The 16,246-nt window shown below is 58.0% G+C and carries 16 protein-coding genes; 2 read left to right on the plus strand and 14 right to left on the minus strand.

What is annotated here, in order from left to right:
- Nucleotides 1-8: 8 nt before the first annotated feature.
- The 10 genes from ACXAG1_RS10375 to ffh all read right to left on the minus strand — a co-directional run bounded on the left by ACXAG1_RS10375 (nucleotide 9) and on the right by ffh (nucleotide 10,613).
- Nucleotides 9-929, minus strand: a complete 921-nt coding sequence (locus ACXAG1_RS10375) for a DMT family transporter (RefSeq protein ID WP_475119673.1) — start codon at nucleotides 927-929, stop codon at nucleotides 9-11.
- Between the two features lie 55 nt (nucleotides 930-984).
- Nucleotides 985-2,715: a single-stranded-DNA-specific exonuclease RecJ gene (gene recJ / locus ACXAG1_RS10380; protein ID WP_475092578.1), complete on the minus strand. Its 1,731-nt coding sequence runs from the start codon at nucleotides 2,713-2,715 to the stop codon at nucleotides 985-987.
- Between the two features lie 67 nt (nucleotides 2,716-2,782).
- Nucleotides 2,783-4,174 (minus strand): threonine synthase, encoded by a 1,392-nt coding sequence (gene thrC / locus ACXAG1_RS10385; protein ID WP_475092577.1) that lies wholly within the window; start codon nucleotides 4,172-4,174, stop codon nucleotides 2,783-2,785.
- Between the two features lie 86 nt (nucleotides 4,175-4,260).
- Nucleotides 4,261-5,505 (minus strand): homoserine dehydrogenase, encoded by a 1,245-nt coding sequence (locus ACXAG1_RS10390; protein WP_475093939.1) that lies wholly within the window; start codon nucleotides 5,503-5,505, stop codon nucleotides 4,261-4,263.
- Nucleotides 5,506-5,874: 369 nt separating this feature from the next.
- A complete protein-coding gene (locus tag ACXAG1_RS10395) occupies nucleotides 5,875-6,630 on the minus strand; it encodes a DsbC family protein (RefSeq protein ID WP_475092576.1) in 756 nt (251 codons plus the stop codon).
- Nucleotides 6,631-6,920: 290 nt separating this feature from the next.
- Nucleotides 6,921-7,274, minus strand: coding sequence for a 50S ribosomal protein L19 (gene rplS, locus ACXAG1_RS10400; RefSeq protein ID WP_475092575.1), 354 nt, complete (start codon nucleotides 7,272-7,274; stop codon nucleotides 6,921-6,923).
- A gap of 78 nt (nucleotides 7,275-7,352) precedes the next feature.
- The gene (trmD, locus tag ACXAG1_RS10405; RefSeq protein WP_475119674.1) at nucleotides 7,353-8,120 is read right to left on the minus strand and encodes a tRNA (guanosine(37)-N1)-methyltransferase TrmD; all 768 of its coding nucleotides are present in this window, start codon (nucleotides 8,118-8,120) and stop codon (nucleotides 7,353-7,355) included.
- Nucleotides 8,120-8,674: a ribosome maturation factor RimM gene (rimM, locus tag ACXAG1_RS10410; protein ID WP_475092573.1), complete on the minus strand. Its 555-nt coding sequence runs from the start codon at nucleotides 8,672-8,674 to the stop codon at nucleotides 8,120-8,122. Before rimM ends, trmD begins: the two co-directional genes overlap by 1 nt.
- Before the next feature lie 39 nt (nucleotides 8,675-8,713).
- Entirely contained in the window at nucleotides 8,714-8,953 is a 240-nt protein-coding gene (rpsP, locus tag ACXAG1_RS10415) for a 30S ribosomal protein S16 (protein WP_043315722.1), read from the minus strand.
- A 232-nt stretch (nucleotides 8,954-9,185) separates the two neighbouring features.
- Nucleotides 9,186-10,613, minus strand: coding sequence for a signal recognition particle protein (gene ffh, locus ACXAG1_RS10420; protein ID WP_475092572.1), 1,428 nt, complete (start codon nucleotides 10,611-10,613; stop codon nucleotides 9,186-9,188).
- Between the two features lie 147 nt (nucleotides 10,614-10,760).
- On the opposite strand from ffh, the gene ACXAG1_RS10425 reads away from it, so the two are divergent.
- Together ACXAG1_RS10425 and ACXAG1_RS10430 are read left to right on the plus strand one after the other, a co-directional pair.
- Nucleotides 10,761-11,591 (plus strand): cytochrome C assembly family protein, encoded by an 831-nt coding sequence (locus ACXAG1_RS10425; RefSeq protein WP_475119675.1) that lies wholly within the window; start codon nucleotides 10,761-10,763, stop codon nucleotides 11,589-11,591.
- 104 nt (nucleotides 11,592-11,695) lie between these two features.
- The gene (locus ACXAG1_RS10430) at nucleotides 11,696-12,964 is read left to right on the plus strand and encodes an HlyC/CorC family transporter (RefSeq protein WP_475119676.1); all 1,269 of its coding nucleotides are present in this window, start codon (nucleotides 11,696-11,698) and stop codon (nucleotides 12,962-12,964) included.
- A 16-nt stretch (nucleotides 12,965-12,980) separates the two neighbouring features.
- Here ACXAG1_RS10430 and rnhB read toward each other — a convergent pair whose 3' ends face one another.
- The 4 genes from rnhB to fabZ form a co-directional block, all read right to left on the minus strand.
- Entirely contained in the window at nucleotides 12,981-13,592 is a 612-nt protein-coding gene (gene rnhB / locus ACXAG1_RS10435; RefSeq protein ID WP_475119677.1) for a ribonuclease HII, read from the minus strand.
- Nucleotides 13,593-13,651: 59 nt separating this feature from the next.
- Nucleotides 13,652-14,824: a lipid-A-disaccharide synthase gene (gene lpxB, locus ACXAG1_RS10440; protein WP_475092568.1), complete on the minus strand. Its 1,173-nt coding sequence runs from the start codon at nucleotides 14,822-14,824 to the stop codon at nucleotides 13,652-13,654.
- A complete protein-coding gene (lpxA, locus tag ACXAG1_RS10445; protein ID WP_475092567.1) occupies nucleotides 14,821-15,600 on the minus strand; it encodes an acyl-ACP--UDP-N-acetylglucosamine O-acyltransferase in 780 nt (259 codons plus the stop codon). The genes lpxB and lpxA overlap by 4 nt, the downstream gene beginning before the upstream one ends.
- Before the next feature lie 171 nt (nucleotides 15,601-15,771).
- The gene (fabZ, locus tag ACXAG1_RS10450) at nucleotides 15,772-16,209 is read right to left on the minus strand and encodes a 3-hydroxyacyl-ACP dehydratase FabZ (RefSeq protein ID WP_475092566.1); all 438 of its coding nucleotides are present in this window, start codon (nucleotides 16,207-16,209) and stop codon (nucleotides 15,772-15,774) included.
- Nucleotides 16,210-16,246: the final 37 nt, after the last annotated feature.

The following is a 16,246-nucleotide window of genomic DNA, read 5'->3' on the forward strand; positions in this document are numbered from 1 at the left end:
CAGCAGACTCAGTGATGAGTGCCCGCGTGAGCGCCGTAGCGGCTCAGCAGCATACCCGCCAACATCAAACCACAGCCCAGCAGTTCATGGCCGGTAAACACCTCGCTCAAAATCAACCAGCCAGCAATCAGTGCAAACACCGATTCCAGACTCATAATCACCGTAGCGTGAGATGTGGCCGCGTGGCGAAGCCCCAGCAGCTGGAACGTAAACGCGATGGCGGTGGAGAAAATCATCATATAGGCAATGGGCCAGGCGGCATCAATGGCGCCCTGCAAGGTGGCCTGCTCGATCATCAGCGATGCCGCGGTCGAAAACAGCCCGCAGAAAATAAACTGGATGGCCGCCAGTCGCAGGGCGTGATAGCGCTTTACCAGACGGTCGGCGGTCAAAACCTGTAAGGCAAACGCGAAGGCGCCGGAAAAAACCAGCAGGTCCCCAATCATCTGGGACTCTTGCGAGAAGTCGCCGAGGATATAGAGACCGATCAGGGCCACACCGATCCCCGCCCAGGTCCAGCGGTTGGTCGCCACACCCAGGGACAGACCGATCACCGAAACCAGCAGCATTTCCATACCGGAAATAAACCCGGCGCGCCCGGCGCCGGTATACACCAACCCCCATTGCTGCAGCGCAGAACCCAGAAACAGCCAGAAGCCTAGAATGGCACCGCCGGGCAGGCACTGACGCCAGCCCATTTTCACCGAAGCGCCCCCTTCCGGCGTGGCCACTTCTGTAGCGACCTCCTTGCGGGAGGACAGCCAGTACACCAATGGAATCAGGATCAATCCGCCCAGCAGAAAACGCCAGGCGTTAAAGGCCAGTGGCGGCAGGTGCTCCATGGCCATTTTCTGTGGGACGAACGCTATCCCCCAGAGTAAGGCGGCGATCAGGAGCAGCAATTCGGCGCGGGTCTGTTTTTGATGCATATAAGTTCGAAACTCTCGAGCTGTAGGAGACTGCTTGTAGGCCTGTTTTGGGGATTTATAGCGGGCTGATATGGCTGACCATCAGCTGCAGTGACTGCCGCCCGCGGAATTCGTTGATATCGAGTTTGTACGCCAGCTGGACTTTGTCCACCTGCGCGGGCCAACAATCCGTATCGACATTGAAAGCGATGGCGTCAATCGCCTGTTGCGGCGCGGCAACCGGTGCCACCGTCATTTTCAGGTGGCGCTCGCCCACAATCCGCTGCTGCAACATCAAAAACTCACCGTCAAATTCCGGCTCGGGAAACGCCTGTCCCCAGGGCGCACAGGCGCGCAGCAGCGCGGCGGTTTCCATGGAGAATTCGTGCGGCTGCAATTCACCATCGGTCTCAATAATCGCCTGCAGCTGGGATTCGTTCAGGCGGCTGCGTACAGCGACTTCGAACGCATCGGTGAATGCCGCAAGATTTTCAGCCGGCAGGCTGAGACCCGCGGCCATGGCGTGACCACCAAACTTGCTGATCAGATCCGGATGCGCCGCCGCCACATCACTCAGAGCATCGCGAATATGCAAGCCGGGGATGGAACGCGCTGAACCCTTTACCAGGTTGTTATCGCCATCGGCAAAGGCAATGACTGGGCGGTGGAATTTTTCCTTGATGCGGCTGGCGAGAATGCCCACCACACCCTGGTGCCAGTCGCCATCGTACAGGCACAGGCTCCAGGGCAATCCCTCTTCCGCGAGCTGCAGTTTTTCGAGGGCCGCCATGGCTTCCCGCTGCATACCCGCTTCAATGGCCTTGCGGTCGCGATTCAGGCCGTCGAGTTCCGCTGCCAGCTCCCGCGCTTCCAGCGGGTCCTGCGTCAGCAGGCAGCGAATGCCGGTACCAATATCGTCGAGGCGCCCGGCGGCATTGATACGCGGGCCGAGAATAAAACCGATATCGGTGGTGGAAAGGCGGCTGCGATCGCGACCGGCCACTTCCATCAGCGCCTGAATACCCACACGGCAACGACCCGCGCGAATACGCGCGATGCCCTGATGTACCAGAACGCGGTTGTTCTGATCCAGCGGCACCAGGTCGGCGACGGTACCAAGGGCAACCAGATCCAGATACTCCGCCATATTGGGCGGTGTAACACCGGTCTCCTCAAACCAGCCCTCTGCCTGCAGCGCACTTTTGACGCGACTGAGGAGATAGAAAATTACCCCGACACCCGCCAGGTTCTTGCTGGGGAATTCGCAATCGGGCTGGTTGGGATTGACGATGGCATCCGCCTCGGGCAGTACTTCGCCCGGTAGATGGTGGTCGGTCACAATGACTTTGAGACCCGCTTCACGCGCAGCGTTAACACCATCGATACTGCTGATGCCGTTGTCCACGGTAATCAGTAGGTCCGGGTTGTACTCCTTCGCCACCTCGACGATTTCCGGGGTGAGGCCGTAGCCAAATTCAAACCGGTTGGGCACAAGAAAATCCACGGGGCCCGCGCCGAGGGCGCCGAGGGCGAGTACCGCGAGGGTACTGCTCGTGGCTCCGTCCGCATCAAAGTCGCCAATAACGAGGATTTTGTGTTGTGCGCGTATGGCGTCGGTGAGCAGCGCAACTGCCGCCTCCAGGCCGCGCATCGACATTGGGCTGTGCAGGCGCGCCAGCTGGTGGTCCAGTGCGTCGTCGCTGTGGACACCGCGGCCCAGCAATACGCGCTGCAGAATTTCGGGGGTGGAGGACGTAAAACGGCCAGAGGACAAATCCACTGGCCGTCGTCGAATAATCGCGTTCATCGCATCCGTTCGCTTGAGGCTAAAGTCTTGGAGTTAGCCTCATTCTACCCGGACAGCGACGCCGAGGTTAACCCAGGGCGTGAGCGATAAAATCGTGTACCGCAGAAAGCTCGTTTGGCAGAACTTGTAACCGCTCCTCCCGCTCCAGCAGATCCTCCATATGGTGCGGTAGCGGCACCTTGGTGCCGGGCAGCGCCTTGTCGACGGCCTCACTGAATTTGGCCGGATGCGCAGTGGCCAGACAGACCATGGGCTCGGCACTGGACTTGCGCGCGCGACGCGCGGCTTCCACCCCAATGGCGGTATGGGGATCCAGCAGGTACTCCGTGGACTCGTACACGTCTCGGATCACTTCCACGGTGCGTTCGTCACCGACACGCTCGGAAGCAAACAGGGTGCGCGCTTTTTCCAGCACCTTTTCGTCCAGCTTCAGCGGCGCACTGCGGTCCGCCAGCAGATCGGCAACCGCTGCGCCGTCGCGATCGTACAGATCAAACAACAAGCGCTCGAAGTTGCTGGACACCATGATGTCCATACTCGGCGACAGGCTGTGCACCAGTGGCTTGGGAGAGTGGTCATTGGCACTGATGCAGCGGTGCAGAATATCGTTGGCGTTGGTGGCGATCACCAGCTGGTTGATCGGCAGACCCATACTCTTCGCCAGGTAACCGGCAAAAATATCGCCGAAATTCCCCGTAGGCACGGAGAAGTTCACCGCGCGATGCGGGCCGCCCAGACTCAGAGATGCATGGAAGTAGTAGACGATCTGGGCCATGATCCGCGCCCAGTTGATGGAGTTCACCGCAACCAGGCGGCGACCATCGGGCAGGAACGACTGATCGGCGAAACTCGCCTTCACCATGTTCTGGCAATCGTCGAAATTACCCTCGAGGGCGATATTGAATACGTTGTCGGACAGTACCGAGGTCATCTGCTTGCGCTGCACTTCCGATACGCGATTGTGCGGGTGCATGATGAAAATATCGATATTGTCGCAGTGACGGCAGCCTTCAATGGCAGCGGAGCCGGTATCGCCGGACGTCGCACCCAGTACCACCACTTTTTCGCCGCGCTTTTTCAGCAGCAGGTCGAACAACTGGCCGAGGAACTGCAGGGCAAAATCCTTGAATGCCAAGGTCGGCCCCTGAAACAACTCCATTACCCACTCGTTGTGACCAGTTTGCACCAGCGGCGCGATGGCGCTGTGGCGGAAACTGCTGTAGGCGCGATCGATAGCTCCGCGCATTTCCTCTTCGGTCAGATCCTCGGATACAAACGGCCACATAATCCGAAAGGCCAATTCCTGATAGCTCAGGCCAGCCATATCCGCGATTTCTTCGCGGGTAAAGGTGGGTAATTTTTCCGGTACGTACAGGCCACCGTCACTGGCAAGTCCGGTGAGAACGGTGTCGGCAAAACTCAAAGACGGCGCGCGGCCGCGGGTGCTGATAAATTTCACGGTAATTCGATAGTGCGCAATTAATTAGTTGAAACCTGGCGAGCGGGAACCGCTCGCCAGCTTAAAGGTTGGCCTGCAGAGTGCGATCAGCCGAGGGATTCCACACGAATGCGTACTACCGGCCCCTGAATACTGTCCAGGGCTTCGATCTGATTTACCGCTTCCTGCAACTGTGCCTCGCGGGCGCGGCTGGTGAGCAGAACCACAGGCACCAGCTCCTCGTCTTCCGCCGGTTCGTGCTGAATCAATGCCTCGATGCTGATGCCCTGCTCACTGCAGATGGTCGCCACCTTGGACATAACACCGGGCTTGTCGAAGGCAGAAATACGCATGTAGTAGCTGGTTTCCGCGTCGCTCATGGGCAGGACATCGTCCAGGTTACCCTGGCTGTCCTGAGTGACGCCCGCCAGCGGTACACGCTGGTCCGGACGCACATTCAGAGTACGCGCCACATCCACGATATCCGCAATCACCGCAGAAGCGGTAGCCTCAGCACCGGCACCGGCACCGTAATACAGGGTCGGGCCCACGGCATCGCCATTAACCAGTACCGCGTTCATCACACCGTTCACATTGGCGATCAGGCGACGCTGGGGAATCAGGGTCGGGTGTACACGCAACTCCACACCATCGCTGGTGCGGCGGGCAATACCCAGATGTTTGATGCGATAGCCCAGTTCATCCGCATACTGGATGTCTTCCTTAGCCACACCGCTGATGCCTTCGGTGTACACCTTGTCAAAGGCCAGCGGCATACCGAATGCCAGGGACGCCATGATGACCAGCTTGTGGGCCGCATCGATGCCTTCCACGTCAAAAGTGGGATCGGCTTCTGCGTAACCCAGCGCCTGGGCCTGGGCCAGGGCCTCGTCAAAACTTCGGCCCTTTTCACGCATTTCGGTGAGGATGTAGTTACCGGTACCGTTGATGATGCCAGCAAGCCACTGAATACGGTTGCCTACCAGGCCTTCGCGCAGGGACTTGATAATGGGAATACCACCGGCAACGGCGGCTTCATAGGCGATGGTCACGCCCTGCTCCGCGGCGGCTGCGAACAGCTCGTTGCCGTGCTCGGCGATCAGCGCCTTGTTGGCGGTCACTACGTGCTTGCCGTTGGCAATCGCGGTCAACACCAGCTCACGGGCTACGGTGGTGCCACCGATCAGCTCAACCAGCACATCGACGTCGGGATTATTGGCAACGTCAAAAATATCGCGGGTGATATTCATCTGGCTGGTGTCGCAGTCCGGATTGTCCCGGCGGGCACCAATCTGAACGATTTCAACCGGACGGCCACAGCGCGCCGCGATTTCCTCGCAGTTGCGCGCCATAACATTGACTGTACCGCCACCTACGGTTCCAAGACCGCAAATACCGATACGGACTACAGGCACACTGCCTGTAGCGGGTGATTTTTTTGAGACCTGGGTGGCTTCGTCGGCGAATGCGCTCACAACTTCCCTCCGCGCATGACTTGATGGTACACAGCGCAATAACTGGCGTATAAATCGAAAAAAGGTCGACAACCTTACTGAGACAGGGGGGAAATTGTCAATTAAATTGCGCAAGCTGGTCATAAGATCACCAAACCGGCCAGGCATTGATCCAATCCACCCCAAATACATTCTCCCACATTGCCAGAAACGACAAAGGCCGGCAAAAGCCGACCTTTGAGCGCGCAACCGAATGAAGTATCCGGCTTAGATTCCCAGCGCTTTGGCCAGGGTCTCCGGGGGCACATAGCCCGGCACCACGGTACCGTCTTCCATCACGATAGTGGGCGTACCGCGCACATCGATCGCCTCGTTACCCAGCTTGTACTGAGCCGCCACCGGGTTGTCGTTACACACCTTCAGAGGCACATTCTTGCGGTTTTTGAGATCGGTCAGTGTCTTGTTGGGGTCATCCGCACACCAGGCAGTCGCCACCTTGCGGTAACCCACCGAGTTCAGGCCGGCGCGAGGGAATGCCAGATAGCGCACTTCGATACCGCGGCGATTCAGTTCGGGCACGTCGTCGTGCAACTTGCGACAGTAGCCACAGTCAACATCTGTGAATACATAGACGTGGGCTTTGGTCTCTCCTTTTGGCGAGAAGACGATCATGTCGTCCAGCTTCTGCTCGTCCATCACTTTTGCGCGGTTCTTGCCGCGGCGCTGCTCGGAGAGATTGACCACTCGCTGTGGGGTCACCTCAAACAGGTCCCCCGCAATAAAGTGACCACCATCTTTGGATACAAACAGCACATTACCGCCACTGATGTCCACTTCATACATGCCCGGCATGGCACTTTCACGCACCTCACCAAAGCTCGCATTGGGGTTACTCGCCGTCAGCTTGGCCTTGATCTGTTTCGCCACAGCCTCATCGACGGCAACGGCAGGCTGCCCCATCAGCAGCGCAGCGGTAGCTGCCAGCGCAGTGAGCGGCTTGAGAGACTTGGCTAGAAAATTCATCTTGGGAGTTACTCCGGTGTTATTCGTCACTGTTGACCCATGAAAGACCTTACTCAGACCATACCCGCGGGTGCCGGTTCCAGCCCAGTATGGCATCCGACAGGATGCTCGGGATGGCATTGGCGCACGTTTGACGCGTTTTACTACACAATCAGCGCAAACGCTAATCCCAGACACCAAACGTCGCGCGAATACCCCATCACCCTTGTGACGTATCACGCACCGCAAGGCCAAACCGCAGACATAAAAAAACCGGAGCCAGGCTCCGGTTTTTTTTGAACAAGTAAAGCTTACTTGGCCAGCTTCTCTTTGATTCGAGCCGCTTTACCAGTCAGGCTGCGCAGGTAGTACAGCTTGGCCTGGCGAACGTCACCACGACGCTTCACAGCGATGCTGTCAACCAGCGGGCTGTGGGTCTGGAAGGTACGCTCAACGCCAACACCGTGGGAAATTTTACGCACGGTAAAGGAGGAGTTCAGGCCGCGGTTACGCTTGCCAATTACAACACCTTCAAACGCCTGCAGACGCTCGCGGTTACCTTCTTTTACTTTTACCTGAACAACGATGGTGTCGCCCGGGGCAAAAGCCGGCAGTTCCGCTTTCAGCTGTTCAGTTTCCAGCTGCTGAATGATTTTGTTGGTCATTTGGAGTTCTCCAAAAGGGTTTTATGTAGCCTCTCGGCTAGATGGCCGAATTACTCTCGCCTCACGGCGAATTCGACGTTATTTCTGCTCTCCGGATTCAGTCTCCTGCAGGAACTCGTCCAACAGCTTCGCCTGCTCCGGGGACAGCACCAGCGATTCCAGCAGATCCGGGCGGCGCTGCTGCGTCCGGCCCAGGGCCTGCTTGAGGCGCCAGCGGCGAATCTTCTCGTGGTTACCGGAAAGCAATACCTCCGGCACCGTCATGCCCGCAAATTCTTCCGGGCGAGTGTAGTGCGGGCAATCCAACAGTCCCTGGGCGAAGGAGTCCTCCACCGCAGACAAGTTGTGTCCGAGCGCACCGGGGATCAGACGGGTTACCGCATCCACCAGTACCATGGCAGCAAGTTCGCCACCACTCAGCACGTAATCGCCTATCGACCACTCTTCATCGATCAGGGTATCGACGATACGCTCGTCAATTCCCTCGTAACGGCCCGCCAGCAATACCAGATTGCCACTGCCGGAGAGCTGCTCAACGCCCTGCTGATCCAACTGCCGCCCCTGAGGGGACAGGTAGATAGATTTTGCGGGGCCAGTTTCCTCCGCCCAGTTACGCGCCTCCTTCAAGGCTTGGGAAAGAGGCTCTGCCAGCATCACCATGCCGGGGCCACCGCCGTAAGGGCGGTCGTCCACGGTGCGGTGGCGGTCACTGGTGAAATCCCGGGGATTCCAGCAGCGCACTTCCAGCAAACCGTCTTTCACTGCCCGGCCACTGATACCGTAGTCGGTCAGTGCCGCGAACATCTCTGGAAAGATGCTCACCAGCGCAATGCGCTTGGCAGCCATCAGAACTCCGGATCCCAATCGACCGTGATCACACCAGTAGTGAGATCCACATTGGTGATGAATTCACCGGGAAGGTACGGAATCAGGCGCTCACGCCCGTCGCTCCCCCCACGCACCACCATCACATCGTTGGCACCGGTTTCCATCAGTCGCACCACTTCCCCGAAGGGAGTCTCACGACCTTCAAACACACTCACCACCTGCAGGCCCTGCAGCTGATGCCAGTAGTACTCACCCTCTTCCAGCTGGGGCATTTCACCACCGATAACGGCGATGTCCCGCTGGCAAAGCTGCGCGGCGATATCCCGATCGTCCACATCCTTGATATGGATGATCAAGCCCTTGCCGTGATGCTTACCAGCATCAATCTCCAGGGGCTGCCACTGGGGATCACCCTTAGCGGCGGGATTGTGCAGCCACCACTGGGAGTACTGCAGTATGTTTTCCATCGGTTCGGTATAGGAATGCACCTTTACCCAACCGCGTACGCCATACACCGAGGTAATGCGCCCCACCGTGACCAACGCTTCGCTAGTTACCGAACTTTCAGTCACAGGGACACCCCGGAATACAGCCAATCAGGGATCGAAGAATCAGGCAGATTCTTTCATCAGCTTGCTGACGCGATCAGACAGTTGCGCGCCCTGGCCTACCCAGAACTCAACGCGATCACGGTCGATGCGCAGACGCTCTTCCTGACCACGTGCAACCGGGTTGAAGAAGCCAACACGCTCAATGAAACGACCGTCGCGGGATTTGCGGCTGTCGGTCACAGTCAGGTGATAAAACGGGCGCTTCTTCGCACCGCCACGAGCCAAACGAATGGTTACCATGTAGCTATCCTGTAGTTTCAACACTAACCGGTCAGGGATTATGACCGGAACATCCCGCCTCTCGGCGGTATTTCAGAAACCGCCGAGGCGGAAATCTGCTTTTAAATCAATGTTCAACAAGCCGGAGCTCGCTGAAAGGCGGCGTATTCTAATGTACGCAACCGGGTTTGTATAGCAGCGAATCCGCCGCCAGCGGTAACAGGCACCACAGGCCCTGCCGCACCCTCCCGAATCACTTTTTCTTGAAGCCCGGGGGCAGGCCGCCGGGCATTCCGCCCATGCCACCCATACCGGCGCCACCCATGCCGCCACCGCCCATTCCAGGCATGCCGCCGAGACCGCGCATCATCTTGCTCATGCCGCCGCCCTTCAGTTTCTTCATCATCTTACCCATCTGCTTGTGCTGCTTGAGCAGGCGGTTCAGATCCTGAATCTGGGTGCCGGAACCGGCGGTGATCCGGCGCTTGCGGGAGCCGCTGAGAATATCGGGGTTGCGGCGCTCATCCGGCGTCATGGAGCCGATGATGGCGTCCATACGACGGAACTCTTTCCCCATATCCGCCTGTTGCGCCGCCTGGGCGAGACCGCCCATACCGGGCATCTTGTCCATCAGAGCACCCAGACCGCCCATGTTCTGCATCTGCTGCAGCTGGTCGCGCAGGTCTTCCAGATCGAAGCCCTTGCCCTTCTGGACTTTCTTGACGAGCTTTTCTGCCTTCGACTTGTCGATGGTCTGCTCGGCCTGCTCGATCAGGGACAGGATGTCACCCATACCGAGGATACGAGAGGCGATACGGTCCGGATGGAAGGTTTCCAGGGCGTCGGTCTTCTCACCCACACCAATGAATTTGATCGGCTTGCCGGTCACATGGCGCACGGACAGTGCGGCACCGCCGCGGGCGTCACCGTCGGCCTTGGTCAGCACGACACCGGTCAGCGGCAGGGCGTCATTAAAGGCGCTGGCGGTATTCACCGCGTCCTGACCGATCATGGCATCGATGACGAACAGGGTCTCTGCGGGGCCGAGGAACTCGTGCAGCTCACGAATCTCACCCATCAACTCCTCATCCACGTGCAGGCGACCGGCGGTATCCACGATCAGCACGTCAGCAAACTGCTTACGCGCCGCATCCATCGCCTGACGGGCAATATCTACAGGTTTCTGATCAGCCTCGGAAGGCTGGAACAGCGCACCCACTTCACCCGCGAGGGTTTCCAGCTGCTTGATGGCCGCTGGGCGGTACACGTCCGCACTGACCACCATCACCTTCTTTTTCTCGCGCTCCTGCAGGTACTTGGCGAGTTTGGCCACACTGGTGGTCTTACCCGCACCCTGCAGGCCCGCCATAAGGATTACCGCCGGCGGCTGCACCGCCAGGTTCAGAGGCGTGGCCGCCTCACCCATTACCTTGACCAGCTCATCCTGCACGATTTTGACGAACTGCTGACCGGGGTTGAGCGCCTTACTGACCTTCTGACCCACCGCCGCGGTACGGACCTGCTGTACAAACGCCTTGACCACAGGCAGCGCCACGTCTGCCTCAAGCAGCGCCTTGCGCACCTCACGCAGGGTGTCGCGGATGTTGTCATCCGTCAGGCGGGCCTTACCTGTGACTTTTTTCAGTGCCGACGATAATCGGTCGCTCAGGTTATCGAACATATCACCTTCTCAAATCGTAAAAGCCGGGCTGGGGACTTTGCTTTCATCCGCGCCGAAAACGGCAGCCACCCCAAAAACGCGGCAGTATAGCCCAGCCGGGCTTTCCAGCACAGGCGCGCTGTGACACACTGCCCGCCCAGACAAATAATGAAACTGCAAGACGGACTCACCCCAATGGCGGCATTCGCCCACTGGATGGCAATCGCGCTTTATATCGCCACTACAGGTGTAGCGGTGGCCACCCTGTCTCGCCAATCACAGGCTAAAAGACAGCCCCTGTTGCTGGGCCTGTTTGCGTGCGCGCTGCTGGCGCACGCAATTTCCCTGAAATTTACGCTCGTGACCGTGAGCGGCTTTCGCTTCGACCTGCTTGCCGTCATATCCATGATCACCTGGTCTGTAGGGCTACTACTTCTCTGCCTATCCCTGCGGCACAAGCTGACACTACTCATTCTCGCCATTGCACCACTGGCTGCCCTGGCAGAATTGTTCGCGGCACACGGATGGGGAGGCACCCCACCGCCCACCCAGATTTCTCCCGGTATTGCCGCACACGCGTTTTTCTCCATTGCCGCTTACTCACTGCTGACCTTGGCCACACTGCAGGCCATCTACCTGTACTGGCTCAACCAGCAGCTGCACAATCACCGCCCGGGCGGTATCAGCCGCCTGCTACCTCCACTACAGACAATGGAAAGCCTGCTGTTTGGCCTGGTAGCATTCGGCCAGTTACTGCTCACTGCGGCGCTGATTACCGGCACCCTGTTTGTGGACGACCTGTTTGCACAGCACCTGGTGCATAAAACCGCCCTGTCGATTCTCGCCTGGATTCTCTATAGCATTCTGCTGTGGGGCCACTGGAAAAAAGGCTGGCGTGGCAACACCGCTGTGCGCTGGACCCTGTCCGCTTTTGCGATCCTGATGCTGGCATTTTTCGGTAGTAAACTGGCGCTGGAAGTCATCCTTCCCCAGCAGTAAATCACTACCGCAATCACCGGGCTGAGCCGCAACAGAATAACGAAAGTTGCGAGCTCAGCCGTTCTGATCCAATATCGCCCTATCCCAATAGAAAGAGCTCTCCCTTGAACGATCTGCCGCCCGGCCTACTCTTTGCACTGATAGGCCTGCTGATAGTTATTTCCGCGTTTTTCTCCAGCTCCGAAACCAGCATGATGGCGCTGAATCGCTACCGCCTGCGCCACCAGGCCAAAACCGGCCACCGTGGCGCCAAGCGGGCCATGGAGTTGCTCGCGCGCCCGGACAAGCTGATCGGTGTCATTCTGATTGGCAACAACATCGTCAATATTCTGGCCTCGGTCATCGCCGGCGCCGTATTTACCAGGCTCTACGGCGAAGCCGGAGTCTGGTACGCAACTGCAGCCCTCACCCTGGTTGTACTGATTTTTGCAGAAATCACCCCGAAAACCATTGCCGCACTGCACCCGGAAAAAATCGCCTTTCCCGCCAGTGTCGTGCTGCGCCCACTCCTGTGGCTGCTGACCCCTTTTGTAAAACTCATCGGGGGCGTCTCCAATGGACTCGCCCGCCTGGTGGGCGTGGAAGCCGACAAGGAAGCCGAGGCGGAACACCTGGCACCTGAGGAGCTGCGCTCGGTGGTATTTGAGTCCGGCGCCCTGCTCCCCACCAAGCACAAAGGGATGCTGCTGAACGTACTGGATCTGGATCAGGCCACCGTGGAAGACATCATGATTCCCCGCAATGAGGTGATTGGTGTCGACCTGGACAATGATGCCGAGGCCATCCTCCAGCAACTGGCAGAAAGCAGTTACACCCGACTGCCGGTCTATCGCGGCGACATCAACCATGTAGTGGGCATATTGCACCTGCGCCGCGCGGCGCAGATCCTGCGCGATGGACCGGACACGCTGACTGCGGAATCCCTGAAATCGCACCTGAACGAACCCTACTTCGTCCCGGAAGCCACCCCGCTACCCACCCTACTGATGAACTTCCAGCAGAAGAAGCGACGCATGGGGCTGGTGGTGGACGAGTACGGTGAGGTCATGGGCATTGTGACCCTGGAAGACCTGCTGGAAGAAATTGTCGGCGACTTTACCGCAAGCCAGGTACCCAGTGACGACGAAGAAATCATCGAACAGGACAACGGCTGGTATCTGGTGGACGGCGGCACGTCGATTCGCGAGATTAACCGCACCCTGCACTGGGACCTGCCCACCGACGGTCCGAAAACCTTCAACGGCCTGATCATGGAACACCTGGAAAGCATCCCGGAGGGTAACATCAGCTTGTATATTCAGGATTACCTGATCGAGATTGTGGAAGTCTCGGACAAGATGATCACTAGTGCACGGGTGAAAAAAGCGGGCTAATCCAGCCCGCCCCGCGTCAAATCAGATCCAGCTGGCGCTTGACCGGCGCAAAACTCTTGCGATGCACTGGCGTCACACCGAGACGCGCCAGCGCCTCCATATGAACCTTGGTGGGGTAGCCCTTGTGCCCCGCCAGACCATATCCCGGGTAGACAGCATCCAGCGCTACCATCTCTCGATCTCGAGTAACTTTCGCCAGAATAGAAGCCGCCGCGATAGCCGCAACCCGATCATCCCCTTTCACTACCGTATCGCAATCGTACTGCCACTGCGGTTTGCGATTGCCATCCACAAGCACAAATTCGGGCTGCACCGACAACTGCTCGACCGCACGCTTCATGGCCAGCAGGCTCGCGTGGAGAATATTCAGGTGGTCAATTTCCTCCACCGTGGCGCGCGCAATGGCAAAGCTCTTCGCCTTCTCCTGAATCTCATCAAACAGGAGCTCGCGCTTTTTTTCACTGAGTTTTTTTGAATCTGCCAAACCCACGATCGGATTCTCCGGGTCGAGAATAACCGCAGCCGCCACGACATCACCGGCCAATGGGCCGCGACCAACTTCATCGACACCCGCAAGCAAAGAACCGGTGTAGGAGCAGATATAGGGAGGCAAAGATGACTTGGGCATAGAAAAGACAAATAGAATTCACAAAGGAAATAGGCAAGAGGAGATGTAAGGAAACGAACTTATTTGCCCAGCAGCGCACAGACCGCATCTGCGGCTTTCTCCGATGCGTTGCGGCGCAGCTCCTGGTGCATCTCACTAAACTCTCGACGCAACTGGTCACCCAGCAGCGGGTCGTGAAAATAGTTCAGTAGCGCGGCACCCAGTGCCTCGGGAGTAGCATCGTCCTGCAGGATTTCCGGCACCAGCTCTTTTTGGGCGAGCAGGTTCGGCAGCGACACCCAAGGCGTGTGCAGCATGCGCGAGAAAATCGCATAGGACAGTGCCGCCATTTTGTACGCCACGACCATGGGCTTGTTCATCAACATGGTTTCCAGGGTCGCAGTACCGGACGCGATCAATACCGCATCTGCTGCCGCAAGTGCCTGCTGGGAATTGCCATCCAGAACCGTCAGCGACAGCTCCTGCAGAGCGGGGAACTGCGCGAGCTGCTGCTCCAGTTGCTCGCGACGTTGAGGGCTGGCGGCGGGCAATACAAACTTGAGTCCCGGCCGGCGCTGCTGACACCAGAGAGCGGCCTGCATGAACAACGGCCCGAGCAAACGCACCTCACCGCCGCGACTGCCTGGCAGAAGCGCCACCACCTCATCCTGCTCAGAGAACCCCAACGCGCGGCGAGCCTCCGCCACATTCACATCCAGTGGGATTTCATCTGCCAACGGATGGCCGACAAAGGTCACAGGCACCTGGTGCTCACGATAAAAATCCGCCTCGAACGGCAACAGCGTCAGCATATGATCTACGGCCCGGGCAATCTTCTTGATTCGACCGCGGCGCCAAGCCCAGACCGACGGACTCACATAGTGCACCGTCGGGATTCCCGAAGAACGCAGAGCTTCTTCCAGCCCGAGATTAAAATCCGGGGAGTCGATACCGATAAAAATATCCGGAGGATTGGCAATAAAATGTTCGCGCAGGGTGCGGCGAATTTTTAACAGCTCAGGCAGTCGCTTGAGCGGCTCCACCAACCCCATGACTGAGAGGCGCTCCATCGGAAACAGGGATTCAGCGCCCAACGCGAGCATGCGTGGTCCGGCAATGCCGACCACTTCCACGGACGAAAATCGCTTTTGCAGCGCCTGAATCAGGCCGGCCCCAAGAATGTCTCCAGAAGCCTCGCCGGCGAGCATACCGACCCGCAGGGGATTGCTGTTAACGGGGGAGGCAGCACTCAACGGACAATCCCGCGGGAAGAGTTTTTCAGGGAGTCAATCCAGGGTTGAATGACTGCAGACTCCTGGCGCATCTGCGCCAGGGATTCCAGCGCCTCTTCGGTCGTCAGCCCGCGCCGATAAACCACCTTGTAGGCTTTATTGATCAGTGCGATTTCATCGCGGGAAAAACCCCGACGGCGCAATCCTTCCGCATTGATCGTCTTGGCTTCCGCCGGATTACCGGTGACCATCACGTACGCGGGTACATCCTTTCCAATACCAGAGCCCATACCGGTAAACGCATGCTCACCGATTGTGCAGTGCTGATGCACCAGGGTATAGCCACTGAGAATGGCCCAGTCGCGCACATACACGTGCCCTGCCAGCGCGACATTGTTCACCAGAATCGTGTGATTACCGATCACGCTGTCGTGACCGATATGGGCATAGGCCATCAGCAGATTGTCATTACCAATCGTGGTCTCACCACGGTCCTGTACCGTACCGCGATGGATAGTGACGCCTTCGCGAATGACATTATTATCACCAATCACCAGCGTGGTGGGCTCACCCTGATACTTCTTATCCGGGGTATCCTGACCAACCGTGGCGAACTGGTAAATATGGTTGTTGTTGCCGAGCTTGGTGGGCCCGCTCACAACCACGTGGGAAGCGATCTGGCAGCCGTCACCAATTTCCACATCGGGCCCCACAATACTGTACGGGCCAATTTGCACCCCTTCGCCGATGGTTGCCGACGGGTCGACAATAGCGGTCGGATGAATACTGGTCTGCATTTTGTGGCTTTCTCCTCACCGGCTCGATAATGCATCGGCTGGCGGCAGCGAGGACTCCCTCGCCATGGCGCCAGAAACGACGACGATACTTTACCCGTGAATGGCGAATATAAAAATCAATTTGGTCACAATGAATTGCACAAGCCGCCCTTACAGGCGCACCCTGTGCAATCAGATTTTTTTCACCGCACAAAGGATATCGGCGGAGGCAGCGAGATTGCCGTCTACCGTTGCCTTGCCAGCGAATTTCCAGATGCCGCGGCGCTCGGAAACCACTTCCGCTTCCAGCTGCAGACAATCACCGGGCACCACCTGGCGCTTGAAGCGCACATTGTCGATACCCGCAAACAGGTACAGGTAGCCATCTTCCGGTTTTTGCCCAAGGGTTTTGAAGCCGAGAATTCCCGAAACCTGCGCCAGCGCTTCCACGATCATTACACCCGGAAAGATCGGCACTTCCGGAAAGTGGCCGTTGAACACCTCCTCATTGATCGAGATATTCTTATAGCCCTTGATCGACTTCCCCTCTTCCAGCTCAACAACCCGGTCCACCAAGAGGAAAGGATAGCGGTGTGGAAGGTATTGACGAATTTCCTGTACGTCCATCATGACGATTTGTCCCCAGAAACCACTTCGGGGCGCCGTA

The sequence above is a fragment of the Microbulbifer sp. ABE4_465 genome, assembly GCF_056160765.1.

What these genes read in the sequence shown, in the direction of transcription:
- ACXAG1_RS10375 (WP_475119673.1), bottom strand. Translation starts at nt 929, where the DNA reads ATGCATCAAAAACAGACCCGCGCCGAATTGCTGCTCCTGATCGCCGCC.
- recJ (WP_475092578.1), bottom strand. Translation starts at nt 2,715, where the DNA reads ATGAACGCGATTATTCGACGACGGCCAGTGGATTTGTCCTCTGGCCGT.
- ACXAG1_RS10390 (WP_475093939.1), bottom strand. Translation starts at nt 5,505, where the DNA reads ATGGCGCGCAACTGCGAGGAAATCGCGGCGCGCTGTGGCCGTCCGGTT.
- ACXAG1_RS10395 (WP_475092576.1), bottom strand. Translation starts at nt 6,630, where the DNA reads ATGAATTTTCTAGCCAAGTCTCTCAAGCCGCTCACTGCGCTGGCAGCT.
- rplS (WP_475092575.1), bottom strand. Translation starts at nt 7,274, where the DNA reads ATGACCAACAAAATCATTCAGCAGCTGGAAACTGAACAGCTGAAAGCG.
- trmD (WP_475119674.1), bottom strand. Translation starts at nt 8,120, where the DNA reads ATGGCTGCCAAGCGCATTGCGCTGGTGAGCATCTTTCCAGAGATGTTC.
- rpsP (WP_043315722.1), bottom strand. Translation starts at nt 8,953, where the DNA reads ATGGTAACCATTCGTTTGGCTCGTGGCGGTGCGAAGAAGCGCCCGTTT.
- ffh (WP_475092572.1), bottom strand. Translation starts at nt 10,613, where the DNA reads ATGTTCGATAACCTGAGCGACCGATTATCGTCGGCACTGAAAAAAGTC.
- ACXAG1_RS10425 (WP_475119675.1), top strand. Translation starts at nt 10,761, where the DNA reads ATGAAACTGCAAGACGGACTCACCCCAATGGCGGCATTCGCCCACTGG.
- rnhB (WP_475119677.1), bottom strand. Translation starts at nt 13,592, where the DNA reads ATGCCCAAGTCATCTTTGCCTCCCTATATCTGCTCCTACACCGGTTCT.
- lpxA (WP_475092567.1), bottom strand. Translation starts at nt 15,600, where the DNA reads ATGCAGACCAGTATTCATCCGACCGCTATTGTCGACCCGTCGGCAACC.
- fabZ (WP_475092566.1), bottom strand. Translation starts at nt 16,209, where the DNA reads ATGATGGACGTACAGGAAATTCGTCAATACCTTCCACACCGCTATCCT.